Below are 12,625 nucleotides of genomic sequence, written 5' to 3'. Positions count from 1 at the left end.
GTTATGCGCGCGCAGGTTGGGGCAACCCAGGGGACATGATCGGACAACTTCGCTCTGTGGTCTTCGACTGTGCCCGTCCGCGTGCCCTTGCGGACTTCTGGGCCGGTGTGCTGGGCGGCACGGTGACGCAGGAGGAGCCGGACTGGGTGGTGCTCACCGCCCCCTCCGGACGGCGACTGGCGTTCCAGCTGTCACCCGAGCATGAGCCGCCCCGGTTCCCGGACCCGCACGCCTCTCAGCAGATTCACCTCGACGTAGCAGTCGACGACATCGAGGCCGCCCAGGCGCAGGTACTGGAGTTGGGAGCCACGAGGGTCACCGACGCGGCGGGCGAGGACGACTTTCGGGTCTTCCTCGATCCCGCCGGGCACCCGTTCTGCCTGGTCTTCGGCAGCGACGACTAGCGTCCGACCGGCGTCAGCTCATCCGCACAACGCGTCGGCAGCCGCCTCGACGGCGACGATCACCGCCGACTGCTGTCCGGCCGTCAGATCGGACCAGCGCTTGTCGAACGTGCCGGGGCCGACGGAGTCGGCGCTCTGCACCGTCTCGAGGTAGGGCTCGATCTGCGACCGGGGATCTCCGCCACGCTGATCCATCCAGGTGCGGGCGGCCCGGCACGCCTGGAAGTAATCGTCCTCGGTGGAATCCGCCGGTGCCCCGACCGCGGTGGTGACACCTCCCGGCGACACCCCGAATTCGCCCGGGGCCACCGACTCGGTGGTCGTGGTCTGCGATGACGTGGTGGTCGCCGGCGGTGCGGCGGAGGTCGGTGACCGGTCGGCGGTCGACGCGCAACCGGAGGCCGGCGCCACCGCCACCGCAACGACGACGCAGAGGGGATGCCAACGCATCCCGCCAATCTATGCAACGTCGAGCGGGCCGCTCGCGTGCGGGGCTGCGCCGACCGCGGTGTGCGAAACTGGGGCGGCCCGCCGGGTCGGAGGGCTGATGACGGTTGTCGCGACGACCAGCGCCACAGGGGACGGATTTCAGACGGCACGATGACCGAATCGACGCCCGAACCCCCCGAACCCGATGACTCGATGCACGGGTCGATCCACATCTGTCTCACCGCGATCGTCGCCGGAGTGTTCATCGGCCTGGTGGGCGCGGCGTTCCGGTGGTGCCTGCAACAGGCCGACCGGCTGCGGATCGATCTGGTCGACTGGGCACACGGGCTGCCTGGTCCGAGCTGGCTGATCCCGGTCGCCGCCGCCGCGACGGGCGCCACCCTGGCAGCGCTCATCGTGCGGTGGATGCCGCTGGCGGCAGGCAGCGGAATCCAGCACGTGGAGGCTGTGTTCCGTGGCCAGGCGCGGCTGCCGCGAATCCACCTGCTGCCCGCCAAGTTCGCCGGCGGCGTGCTGGGCATCGGGTCGGGGCTGGTGCTCGGCCGCGAGGGACCCACCGTGCACATGGGCGCCGCAATCGGGGCCGAGGCGGGGCGCCGGGCCCGGCTGCCCGAGTCCGAGGTCCGGATGATGCAGACGGCGCTGGGTGGCGCAGGTCTTGCCGTCGCGTTCAATGCGCCGATCGGCGGCACCCTGTTCACCCTCGAAGAGGTGACCAAATCGTTCCGGGTGAAGACGGTGCTGGCCGCCCTGCTGGCCGCCGGGACCGCGGTGGGTGTGTCCCGCCTGTTGCTCGGCAACCGGCCCGACTTCCTGGTCCAGCCGATCGGCGCGCCGGAGCTGCGCTGGCTGTGGCTGTTCGCGCTGTTCGGGGTGCTCACAGGACTGCTGGGCGCGGTGTACAACCGTCTGACCTTGTGGTTTCTCGACCGCGTCGCCGCCATCCGCCGGGTACCCGCGGTGGCCAAGGCCACGGTCATCGGTGCCATCGTCGGGCTCGCGATGTTCTTCTACCCGCTGGCCGTCGGCGGCGGGGACACGCTCACCCAGATGATCGTCGGCGGCCACCAGTTCGTGCTGCCCGTCGTCATCGGATATCTGCTCGTCCGATTCCTCGCGGGCCCGTTGTCCTACTCCGCGGCAGTGCCGGGCGGGCTGTTCGCGCCCTTGCTGGCGGTCGGCGCGCTGTGGGGGGTGCTGTTCGTCGGGGCCGTCGACGCCGTCTGGCCGAAAGATCTCGCGGGGTTGACCGTCCCGATGGCGCTCGTCGGGATGGCCGCGTTCTTCGGTGCCGCCGTCCGGGCACCGGTGACGGCGATCGTCCTGGTCATCGAGATGACGGCGACGACAGAAGTGGCCATTCCGATGTTGGTGGCGACGGCCGCGTCGGTGCTGGCCGCCTACCTGGTGGGGTCGGCCCCGATCTACGACAGCCTGCGCGAGCGCATGCCGCCCGAGCCCGCGCCTCCGGACAGGACCTGAGTCGCCGGCCGCCGACGTGCGGCGTTTTAGATTCGCGATGAGGTTAAGCCGCAGAGCTGGCGGTATGGCCGCGCGCCGTGGAACACTTGCGGACGTGACCGACGTGACCCGGATTCAGGAGTGTTGTCAGGGCTAGCCCCTGACCCCCGTTTCCGTTCGTCTGTCTTTCCCTGGAGTCCTTCATGACTGTGGCGACCACCCGTCTGCGTCTGCCCGACCTGCTGCACGTCACCGACCGCTTCGCTGACGGTGTGATGGGCGGCGACTACGACCATCTGTACCCGGCCGGCGGACTGCCGGTCACCGACCGCTGGTACACGCGGCTGCACGGCACCGATGAGGTCGATGTGTGGCTCATCAGCTGGGTGCCCGACCGCTCGACCGAGCTGCACGACCACGGTGAGTCCCTGGGCGCGCTGACTGTGGTATCCGGCGCGCTGCTCGAAACTCGTTGGAGCGAAGGTGCATTGCGTGACCGCCGGTTGGTGGCCGGCGACCAGGCAGCATTCCCCAAGGGGTGGGTGCACGACGTGGTGTGGGCCCGTGACAAGGTGACGGCCGGCGGGGTGGCGGTACCCGCCGCGCCGACGCTCAGTGTGCACGCCTACTCCCCACCCCTGACCACGATGTCGTACTACGACGTCACCGACCGCAGTACATTGCGCCATAAGCGCACTGAGTTGACCGACAAGCCGGAAGGGGATTAGTGGCAAGCCGCATCGACGAGATCCTCGAGCAGGCCAGGGCGAAACTGACCCGGCTGCCCGCCGCCGACGTGCCGGCCGCTCTGGCCCGAGGCGCCGTGCTGGTCGACATCCGCCCCGCTGCGCAACGTGCCAGTGAAGGGGAGGTCCCTGCCGACTTCCCGGCGCTGGTCATCGAACGCAACGTCCTGGAATGGCGTTGCGATCCGACCAGCGCGGCACGGATCCCACAGGCCGTCGGCGACGACGTCGAATGGGTGGTGCTGTGCTCGGAGGGTTACACATCCAGCCTGGCTGCTGCGGCCCTGAAGGATCTGGGCCTACACCGCGCCACTGACGTCATCGGCGGTTACCACGCGCTCAAAAAGGTTGTCGCCTAAGAGTTCTCGTCGCTTCTCAGCAGGCCACGCAGCTTCTCGGTCTTCGCCTCGGTCCAGCCCGGCGGTGACAAAATCGATGCCCATGCGTTGGCCACGTTGCGGACATAGACGTGGCCGTGCCCGTCAGGGACGTTCACCGCCACCGCCATGTCGGCAGACACCTGCAGAAACGTGACGACGGGAATCCACTCCATGTTCGGCGATACGTCGTATCCGCGTGGTTCACGCAGCCAGTCCGGTTTGGAGAACAGCAGATCGGTGTTCCACCACGCGATCGGATCCGAGGCGTGCTGCAGGTAGACCACCCGCGGCTGCTCCCACGGATCCGGCGGGCGTTGCAGATCCTTGGCTTCTGCCACGAAACGGACATTGGCGCCCTTGTCGTAGATCGGCAGCCATTCCGGTGATCCCGGGTCCCGGTTGCGGGTCAGGTCGGCCCAGATCGTGTTGTTGAAGGTGGGTCCGCTGAACAGTGCGCCATCGGTGCGCGCGATGAGGTTGTTCAGCGCGAGGAACGGTGCCTCGCCGCCGAAAGACCCCAGGCTCTCGCCGAAGACGACCAGCTTCGGCCGCTGCGCCTCCGGCATCTCGCGCACCAGCTCGTCGATCGCCTCGAACAGATACTGGCCGGCCTGCCTCGCGTTCTCGTTGTCGACGAGGAACGACAGCCAGCTGGGCAGGAAGGAGTACTGCATCGACACGATCGCGGTGTCGCCGTTGAACATGTACTCCAGCGCGGAGGCCTCGGCCTCGTTGATCCAGCCGGTCCCGGTGGTGGTGGCCACGGCGATCACTTCCCGGTCCAACCCGCCGGTGCGCTGCAGCTCCCGGGCGGCCAGTGCTGCCGTCGCCTTGATGCCGTCCGCGGAGTTCAGGCCGGCGTAGGCGCGGATCGATTCGGTTGCCGGCGTGCCGTTGAACTCGGTGAGCTGTTCCACCGTGGGCCCGCCGGAGATGAAGATGCGTCCCTGGTGGCCCAACGATTCCCAACTGACCAGCGACTCCGGCCCGCCTGAGCGCAGTTCCGACTCGGGCGCGGGGTTGTCGGGGTCTGTCTCGTCGTTGACGGCGGCGAATGTCTTGTTGATGGTGCTCATCGCGAACCGCACCACCACACCGTTGAGCAAGGCGATGGTCAGCGCGAGCAGCAGCGCCACGGTCACCACGGCTGCCACCCGCGGCGGCGCAACGCGATCCAGCTGGCGGGTGAGGAAACGCGCCAATCTGCCCACCAGTTGCCCGATTTCGACGAGCACGAACAAGGTGACCAGTGACAGCACCGCGGCCAGCGGATGGTCCCAGAACCCCAGGCGCGGCACACCCATGAGGTCGCGCACGTCATCCTGCCAGTGGTGGAACCAGACGATCATCAGGGCCAGGCCGATCACGCCCACGACGAGGAGCACCGACCATGCCCACCGCGGCGCGGGCGGGCTGGTGTCCTTCGAGCGCATGTAGCGCACCAGCCATACGCAGAACACACCGATTCCGTAGCCGATGGCGCCGGCACCGCCGCTGACGAGCCCCTGGAACAGAGGTCCCCGCGGCAGCAGCGACGGTGTCAGCGACAGGAACAGAAAGACGAGTCCGACCGCGGTTCCGGTGAACGTGTAGTGGCGGATCCACCACCCCGACCGCGGCTTCGATTCCGTGCCCGCAGGTACCGATTCATCCTCCCGCGGAGGCGCTTTCCCGGCAGGCGCAGTGCTCTGATCAGAATCGGACGCGGTCTCGGTCACGCATGAACTTTAGCGATGTGTGAAGTTCGGCGACCGTTTCTCGGTGAACGCGTTCATGCCCTCGGTCTGATCATCGGTCGCGAACGCCGAGTGGAACAGCCGTCGTTCGTAGAGCAGTCCCTCCGACAGGGTGGTCTCGAACGCGCGGCCGACTGCCTCCTTGGCCATCCGGGACGCCGACAGCGACATGCCCGCGATCGTCTGTGCGACGGACCTGGCCTCCTCCAGCAGCGAGTCGGCGGGTACGACCCGCGACACCAGTCCGGCGCGCTCGGCTTCCTCGGCGCCCATGTTGCGGCCGGTCAGGATCAGATCCATGGCCTTGGCCTTGCCGATCGCGCGGGTCAGCCGCTGCGACCCGCCCATGCCGGGCAGCACGCCCAGCTTGATCTCGGGTTGCCCGAACTTCGCGGAGTCCGCCGCGATCAGGATGTCGCACATCATCGCCAGTTCGCAGCCGCCGCCCAGCGCGTAGCCCGACACCGCGGCGATGGTCGGGGTGCGGGTGGCCGCGAAACTGCCCCAGGCAGCGAAGAAGTCGGAGGCGAAGACGTCGGCGAACGACAGCTGCGCCATCTCCTTGATGTCCGCACCGGCCGCGAACGCCTTTTCGCTCCCGGTGAGGATGATGGCGCCGACCCCCTGGTCGGCATCGAGTTCTGCTGCCGCCGTAGTGACTTCGCGCATCACCTGGCTGTTGAGCGCGTTCAGTGCCTTCGGCCGGTTCAGTGTGATCGTGGCGACGCGGTCGTCGCGGTCGACCAGGATCGTCTCGTAGGTCATCAGTTCTCCTCGAATTGCAGGTCGGGATCGGCGGAGGCGAAGTACGCCTCGATGTGGTCCGCGGTGACCGCGGACAGTGACGCGGGCGCCCACTTCGGGTCTCGGTCTTTGTCGATGAGCAGCGCCCGGATGCCCTCGACCAGGTCGTGCGAACGCAGCGCGGCACACGACGTCCGGAACTCCTGGCGCAGCACGTCTTCCAGTGTGGCGAGGTGGGCCGCCCGGCGGACCGCTTCCAGCGTCACGGACGTCGCGATGGGGGAGCGGGACACGATCAGGTCGGCCGCGTCCTGGGCGGGTGCCGCGTCGTCGCTGCGCAGTGCCGACACGATGTCGTCGACCGTCCTGCCCGCGTAGCAATGGTCGATCCACCCACGCTGGGCCATAAGCGGACTCGCCGGCGGCTCCTGCGCGAAGGCGGCGACCGCCGCGTCGATTCCGTCGGTTTCGACTGCCTCCGCGAACGCCGCGAGGCGGTCCTGCGGCACGAAGTGGTCGGCGAAACCCATCGCGATCGCGTCGGGGCCCGTGAACGGTGCTCCCGTCAGCGCGGCGTGGACGCCGAGCAGGCCTGGCGTGCGGCTCAAGATGAACGTGCCGCCGACGTCGGGGATGAACCCGATGCCGACCTCGGGCATGGCCATCTTGGTGGTCTCGGTGACCACACGGACGCCGCCGTGCGCGCTGATGCCGACGCCGCCGCCCATCGTGATGCCGTTCATGAGGGCCACATAGGGCTTCGGATAGCGGCCGATGTAGGAGTTCAGCAGGTACTCGTCGTGCCAGAAGTCCCGGCTCTCGGTGCCGCCGCTCTTCGCGTCGTGGTAGATCGCGACGACGTCGCCACCGGCGCAGAGTCCTCGATCGCCCGCGCCCGACACCAGGACGGCGGTGACCGAGTCGTCGTTCTCCCAGGCTCTCAGCGTCTGCGCGATGGCGGTGACCATCGGATGGGTCAACGAGTTGATCGCCTTGGGCCGGTTGAGCGTGATGCGGCCCAGGCCGTTGGCGGCGGTTACTAGGACATCCTCGTTTTCGTCCACGGAATGCAATCTAGATCGTCTCCCGGGGTGGGGCCTGCCCGGGTAAGGTTTCCTGTGAAGGGCCTGGGAGGAACGCCGTCGATACCGAGAACGCTTCGCCGGGAACCGACCAGGACAGTCAAACGTTGACCGTGTGATCGTCACAGGTCGCAAGCACGAAGAACACAGGAAGGATCCCGACGGTGCGCGAAAGCAGCAACCCGGTATTCCGCTCATTGCCCAAGGGGCAGCAGGGCGGATATGCCCAATTCGGTACCGGAGCCGGCGGCTACGGTGCACAGGCGGTACAGGCCGAGCCGTACGCCACGCAGTATCCGGACCAGCAGCAGACCGGTGTGTCGCGCGCGCTGACCATCGACGACGTCGTGATGAAGACCGGCATGACGCTGGCTGTCCTGACGGCCGTCGCGGTCGTCTCGTACTACCTCGTCAGCCAGAACCTCGGTCTCGCCATGCCGTTCACCCTGGTGGGTGCGCTCGGCGGCCTCGCGCTCGTCCTGATCGCGACCTTCGGTCGTAAGCAGGACAACCCGGCCATCGTGCTGAGCTACGCGGCGCTGGAAGGCCTGTTCCTCGGCGCGGTGTCGTTCATCATCGCCAACATCACCTCCGTCGGCGGCGTGGGCATGATCGCCCAGGCCATCGTCGGCACGCTCGGCGTGTTCTTCGGCATGCTCGTGGTCTACAAGACCGGCGCCATCCGCGTCACCCCGAAGTTCACCCGCATGATCGTCGCCGGCCTGTTCGGCGTCGTCGCGCTGATGCTTCTTAACCTGGTGCTGGCCATGTTCGGTGTCGGCGGCGGTGCGGGCCTCGGCCTGCGCGACGGTGGCGCCATCGCCATCGGCTTCTCGCTGCTGTGCATCGCGCTCGCCGCGTTCAGCTTCCTGATCGACTTCGACGCCGCCGACCAGATGGTCCGCGCCGGCGCGCCGGAGAAGGCCGCATGGGGCATCGCGCTCGGCCTGACCGTCACCCTGGTCTGGCTGTACCTGGAGATCCTGCGCCTGCTGAGTTACTTCAACAACGACTAGCAGTACCTGCCAGAGAAAGGGCGTCCACTGTGTGGGCGCCCTTTTTCGTGCGCTGGTCAGGCTTTGCACGAGAGGGCGCTCAGTGCGGAGAAATCCCCTACTTCGCGTTCTCTGCGCCCTCTCGCGGTGGTTATCCACAGATCGCAAGGCCGGGGGTGCGCGCACCGTCACCGGCGCGCCACTCTCGACGCATGGAGGTGCCGTTCGTAGGCAGCGAAGCCGTGTCGGCTGGGCTGGTCCCCAAGCATGCGCTGCGCAGCAGATTCGTCGCGCTCTACCCCGACGTCTACACCCGATCCGACATCCCGCTGACTCTGCAGCAGCGGGCGAAGGCCGCCTGGTTGTGGTCGCACCGTGGCGGTGTCCTCGCCGGGCTCACCGCAGCGGCGCTGCACGGCGCGCGGTACGTCGAGGACTCGAACCCGATCGAGTTGGTGTGGTCGAACGGCCGGGCGCCACGTGGCCTCACCACGCACAAGCAGGACCTGCGGCCCGACGAAATCACCCGACGTCGGGGACTACCGGTCACCACGGTCGAGCGGACGGCCTTCGACGTGGGCCGGAGGGGGCCGCTCGACGCCGCGGTGGCCCGGCTCGATGCACTGGGCAACGCAACCCGCATCGACCCCGCCGAACTGCTGAGGTGGGCGCGGGAACGTCATTCCGGAAAGCGAGGGATGCGCCAATTGGTGGCGGCGCTGGACCTTTACGACCCGGGTGCACAGTCTCCGCGGGAAACCTGGCTCCGCCTGCTGCTGATTCATGCCGGCTTTCCACGCCCGACCACGCAGATCCCGGTACTCAGTGCCGACAGGCGGCGGCGCTACTACCTGGACATGGGGTGGGAGCGGCTGAAGCTGGCGGTCGAGTACGACGGCGACCAGCACCGCGTCGACCCCATGCAGTTCGCCCACGACATCCTGCGCGCAGAGGACCTCGACGCACTCGAATGGACGCGGATCCGCGTGGTCAAATCCAACAGCGCCGACGACGTCCTCCGCCGCGTGTCGCTCGCCTACGACGCGAAAGTGCGCTCAGCGCGCGAAATCTCGTCGAGAAGCGATCTCACCGCACCGTCGCCAACTAGACCGCCCGCGGCGTGACCCGGCTGGCCGCCTCGGCCGCATTGCTGCGCGCGATGTCCACGTCGTCGTCGAAGGCCAGCGCCACCCCCATCCGGCGGTTGACGAAGCTCTCGGGCTTGCCGAACAGTCGGATGTCGGTGTGCGGCACCCGCAGCGCCGCGTCCACTCCGTCGAAGACGATGCCTTCGGCGTCGACACCGCCGTAGATCACCGCGCTGGCGCCCGGAGACTTCAGCGTCGTGTCGACGGGCAGGCCCAGGATGGCGCGTGCATGCAGCTCGAACTCGTTCTGCCACTGAGTGACCATCGTCACCATGCCGGTGTCGTGCGGCCGCGGGCTGACTTCGCTGAACCACACCTGGTCGCCCTTGACGAACAGCTCCACGCCGAAGATGCCCTGCCCGCCCAGATCCTGGGTGACCGCACCGGCGATCTGCCGCGCGCGGTGCAGCGCTGTGGCCGACATCGGGTGCGGCTGCCAGCTTTCGACGTAGTCGCCGTTGACCTGCCGATGCCCGATGGGTTCGCAGAACTGGGTCTCCACCTCGCCGGAGGCACCGCGGGCCCGCACGGTCAGCAGCGTGATCTCGTAATCGAAATCGACGAACCCTTCGACGATGATCCGGGTGTTGGAGACCCGGCTGCCGGACATCGCGTACTCCCAGGCCGCCGCGACGTCGTCAGGCCCGTCGATCTTGGACTGGCCCTTGCCGGAGCTGCTCATCACGGGTTTGACGACGCACGGATAGCCGATGACGTCGATTGCGGACTGCAGCTCCGCCAGCGAATCGCAGAACCGGTACGGGCTCGTCGGCAGGCCGAGGGTCTCGGCCGCCAGCCGGCGGATCCCTTCGCGGTCCATGGTCAGCCGCGCTGCCCGGGCGGTGGGGATCACGGTCACCACCCCCTCGGCCTCCAAGGCCTCGAGCACCGGCGTGGCGATGGCCTCGATCTCCGGGACCACGAAGTCCGGCCGTTCGGTCTCGATCAACGCCCGCAGCTGATCGGGGTCGGACATCGTGATCGTCCGCGCGTGGTGGGCCACCTGGTGGCCCGGTGCGTTCTCGTAGCGGTCGACGGCGATGGTCTCGACGCCGAGGCGCTGCAGCGCGATCAGCACTTCGCGGCCGAGCTCACCCGAGCCCAACAGCATGACTTTGGTGGCGCGCGGTGACAGCGCCGTTCCGATGGTCGTCATCGGAACGGCATTCTATGGCGAGCTAGCTGAGCCGCTCCACGACCATCGCCATACCCTGCCCGCCGCCGACGCACATCGACTCGATGCCGAACGTCTTGTCGTGGGTGGTCAGGTTGTTCAGCAGCGTGGCGGTGATCCTGGCTCCGGTCATGCCGAAGGGGTGGCCGAGCGCGATAGCACCGCCCGAGACGTTGAGCTTGTCCTCGTCCATGCCGAGTTCCCGCGCGGAGCCCAGCACCTGCACGGCGAACGCCTCGTTGATCTCGTAGAGATCGATGTCGCCGATCGACATCTTCGCGTTGGCCAGCGCCTTCTTGACGGCCTCGATCGGACCCAGGCCCATGATCTCGGGCGACAGACCGCTCACGCCCGTGGACACGATCCGCGCCAGGGGGGTCAGGCCCAGCTCCTTGGCGCGGGCATCACTCATGATCACCACAGCGGCGGCGCCGTCGTTGAGGGGGCAGGCGTTGCCTGCGGTGATGGTGCCGTTCGGTCGGAAGACCGGCTTGAGCTGGCTGATCTTCTCGTACGTGGTACCCGCCCGCGGGCCATCATCAGTGGAGACGGTCGACCCTTCGGGCAAGGTCACCGGCGAGATCTCGCGGGCGAAGAACCCGCTGTTGATCGCCTCTTCGGCACGGTTCTGCGACCGCACGGCCCAGTGGTCCTGGTCCTCACGGCTGATGCCGGTGAACGCGGCCACGTTCTCGGCGGTCTGGCCCATGGCGATGTAGACGTCCGGGATGTTGCCGTCGTTGCGCGGGTCGTGCCATTCGGTGGCGCCGGCGGCCGCTTCCTCCGAGCGGGCCTGCGCATCGGCGAAGATCGGGTTCTTCGAGTCGGGCGCCCCGTCGGCGGCGCCCTTGCCGAACCGCGACACCGTCTCCACACCGGCGGAGATGAACGCCGAGCCCTCGCCTGCCTTGATCGCGTGGAACGCCATCCGCGTGGTCTGCAGCGACGACGAGCAGTACCGGTTGACCGTGGTGCCGGGCAGGAAGTCGTAGCCGAGTTCGACGGCGACCGCCCGCGCGATGTTGTAGCCGGCTTCACCCGCGGGTTGCGCGCAGCCCATCATCAGGTCGTCGATGTCGCGGGGATCCAGCGACGGCACCTTGTCCAGCGCGGCGCGGACCATCTGCGCCGCAAGGTCGTCGGGTCGCATCGACACCAGCGAGCCCTTGCCTGCCCTGCCGATCGGTGAGCGTGCGGTGGCGACGATGACGGCTTCGGGCATGACGGCTCCTCAAGGTGCGAACAAGTAGAACGTGTTGCACAGAAATTTAGCCCGCGGCCACCACGATCGGAGCGGGCACCCCGGTCGAGCGGCGCCACAGCCGGCTCATCCCGGTGACGCGCGACAGCAGCGAGCTGTCATCGTCATACCTCGGCTCCAGCGCTTCCTCGGCCGGTCGGCCGGTGACGAACTCGCCCAACGCCTCGCACAGCGCGGGCAGCAGCTGCTTGGCCGCCAGCTCGTAACCTGCGGCCGAGGGATGGAACATGTCCGGTGAGAAGAGCAGCTCGGGCGTCTCGTAGAAGTGCGGCGCCAGCAGGTCGGAGAACGGCACCGGGATGCCGCCGGCGGACCGCACCGACGCCGCCTGGGCGCGCGCCAGGCGCAGCCCCTGGCTACGTGCCACCCACCTCAGCGGCTGCGGGATGGCGGTGATGACGCCGAAATCCGGGCAGGTACCCACGACGACGACGGCGTTGCTCCCGCGCAGCCGGCGCACCGCCCGCCCGACCCGGCGGGCCGACGGGCGGGTGCCGTTGGTCTTGGTGATGTCGTTGGCGCCGATCATGATGACCGCCGCGTCCGGCGGCGGGCCCGCGACGTACATGGCGTCGATCTGCCCGGCCAGGCCTTTCGACGTCGCCCCCACAATCGCCTTGGTGCTCAACCGAATCCGCTTGCCGGACTCCTCGGCGAGACCCCGTGCCAGCAGAACTCCCGGCACCTCATCGGCGTCGGTGCAGCCGTATCCGGTGGCGGTCGAGTCGCCGAAGATCATCAGGTGAAGGTCGAACGGGACGCCGCGATGCCACCGCTCGACCGGGCCGCCGCCTGCGGTGTAGACGCCGTCGGCGCGAGGGGGGATGTCCCAAGACTTCGGGATGATCTGGCGCGCCTTGTCGGCCTGCCCGGTCAGCAGATTGCGCGCCCCGACGTACGCGGAGCCCGAGAGGGCCGCCGTCGCCAGAACAACCGTCGACCTGCGGGGAGCACGTCGGATGATGCCCACGGCGCCAGTTTAGAGCGGAAATGCACCGTTGATCCGAGTCGTAACGCGGATTGGCGATCACAGTGCGGTATCAA

At 68.1% G+C, this 12,625-nt stretch carries 13 protein-coding genes; 6 read left to right on the top strand and 7 right to left on the bottom strand.

Annotated elements, in window-relative coordinates:
- Window positions 1-35 precede the first annotated feature (35 nt).
- On the top strand, window positions 36-404 hold the full coding sequence (locus EL337_RS21965; RefSeq protein ID WP_048635244.1) for a VOC family protein: 369 nt from the start codon (window positions 36-38) through the stop codon (window positions 402-404).
- A gap of 18 nt (window positions 405-422) precedes the next feature.
- Here EL337_RS21965 and EL337_RS21960 read toward each other — a convergent pair whose 3' ends face one another.
- Complete coding sequence (locus EL337_RS21960) at window positions 423-854, bottom strand: lipoprotein LpqV (protein WP_048635243.1); 432 nt, start codon at window positions 852-854, stop codon at window positions 423-425.
- A 192-nt stretch (window positions 855-1,046) separates the two neighbouring features.
- Between EL337_RS21960 and EL337_RS21955 the strand changes: the two genes are divergently transcribed.
- The 3 genes from EL337_RS21955 (at window position 1,047) to EL337_RS21945 (ending at window position 3,420) form a co-directional block, all read left to right on the top strand.
- The gene (locus tag EL337_RS21955; protein WP_370737225.1) at window positions 1,047-2,336 is read left to right on the top strand and encodes a H(+)/Cl(-) exchange transporter ClcA; all 1,290 of its coding nucleotides are present in this window, start codon (window positions 1,047-1,049) and stop codon (window positions 2,334-2,336) included.
- A gap of 182 nt (window positions 2,337-2,518) precedes the next feature.
- Window positions 2,519-3,043, top strand: coding sequence for a cupin domain-containing protein (locus EL337_RS21950; RefSeq protein WP_048635241.1), 525 nt, complete (start codon window positions 2,519-2,521; stop codon window positions 3,041-3,043).
- Complete coding sequence (locus EL337_RS21945; protein ID WP_048635240.1) at window positions 3,043-3,420, top strand: rhodanese-like domain-containing protein; 378 nt, start codon at window positions 3,043-3,045, stop codon at window positions 3,418-3,420. The genes EL337_RS21950 and EL337_RS21945 overlap by 1 nt, the downstream gene beginning before the upstream one ends.
- Here EL337_RS21945 and EL337_RS21940 read toward each other — a convergent pair.
- The 3 genes from EL337_RS21940 to EL337_RS21930 are packed head-to-tail and all read right to left on the bottom strand — an operon-like array spanning window position 3,417 to window position 6,985.
- Window positions 3,417-5,159 (bottom strand): alpha/beta hydrolase, encoded by a 1,743-nt coding sequence (locus tag EL337_RS21940; protein WP_048635239.1) that lies wholly within the window; start codon window positions 5,157-5,159, stop codon window positions 3,417-3,419. The genes EL337_RS21945 and EL337_RS21940 overlap by 4 nt on opposite strands.
- Window positions 5,160-5,168: 9 nt before the next feature.
- The gene (locus EL337_RS21935; RefSeq protein WP_048635238.1) at window positions 5,169-5,942 is read right to left on the bottom strand and encodes an enoyl-CoA hydratase; all 774 of its coding nucleotides are present in this window, start codon (window positions 5,940-5,942) and stop codon (window positions 5,169-5,171) included.
- Entirely contained in the window at window positions 5,942-6,985 is a 1,044-nt protein-coding gene (locus tag EL337_RS21930) for an enoyl-CoA hydratase/isomerase family protein (RefSeq protein WP_048635237.1), read from the bottom strand. Before EL337_RS21930 ends, EL337_RS21935 begins: the two co-directional genes overlap by 1 nt.
- A gap of 182 nt (window positions 6,986-7,167) precedes the next feature.
- Here EL337_RS21930 and EL337_RS21925 point away from each other — a divergent pair, with 182 nt between their 5' ends.
- Both EL337_RS21925 and EL337_RS21920 read left to right on the top strand, forming a co-directional pair.
- Complete coding sequence (locus EL337_RS21925; RefSeq protein ID WP_048635236.1) at window positions 7,168-8,019, top strand: Bax inhibitor-1/YccA family protein; 852 nt, start codon at window positions 7,168-7,170, stop codon at window positions 8,017-8,019.
- Between the two features lie 191 nt (window positions 8,020-8,210).
- The gene (locus tag EL337_RS21920) at window positions 8,211-9,122 is read left to right on the top strand and encodes a type IV toxin-antitoxin system AbiEi family antitoxin (RefSeq protein WP_048635235.1); all 912 of its coding nucleotides are present in this window, start codon (window positions 8,211-8,213) and stop codon (window positions 9,120-9,122) included.
- Here the strand turns inward: EL337_RS21920 and purT are convergent.
- Genes purT through EL337_RS21905 form a run of 3 tightly spaced genes read right to left on the bottom strand, consistent with a single transcriptional unit; the run spans window position 9,103 to window position 12,551 of the window.
- A complete protein-coding gene (gene purT, locus EL337_RS21915; protein ID WP_048635234.1) occupies window positions 9,103-10,302 on the bottom strand; it encodes a formate-dependent phosphoribosylglycinamide formyltransferase in 1,200 nt (399 codons plus the stop codon). The genes EL337_RS21920 and purT overlap by 20 nt on opposite strands.
- 22 nt (window positions 10,303-10,324) lie before the next feature.
- The gene (locus EL337_RS21910) at window positions 10,325-11,542 is read right to left on the bottom strand and encodes an acetyl-CoA C-acetyltransferase (RefSeq protein WP_048635233.1); all 1,218 of its coding nucleotides are present in this window, start codon (window positions 11,540-11,542) and stop codon (window positions 10,325-10,327) included.
- Between the two features lie 46 nt (window positions 11,543-11,588).
- Complete coding sequence (locus EL337_RS21905; protein ID WP_048635232.1) at window positions 11,589-12,551, bottom strand: SGNH/GDSL hydrolase family protein; 963 nt, start codon at window positions 12,549-12,551, stop codon at window positions 11,589-11,591.
- Between the last annotated feature and the right edge of the window lie 74 nt (window positions 12,552-12,625).

The organism is Mycolicibacterium aurum, from assembly GCF_900637195.1.
In the GTDB taxonomy this organism is placed as follows: Bacteria; Actinomycetota; Actinomycetes; order Mycobacteriales; family Mycobacteriaceae; genus Mycobacterium; species Mycobacterium aurum.
Note: the sequence above shows the minus strand (reverse complement) of the source record. Positions and strands in the feature narration are given on the sequence as shown.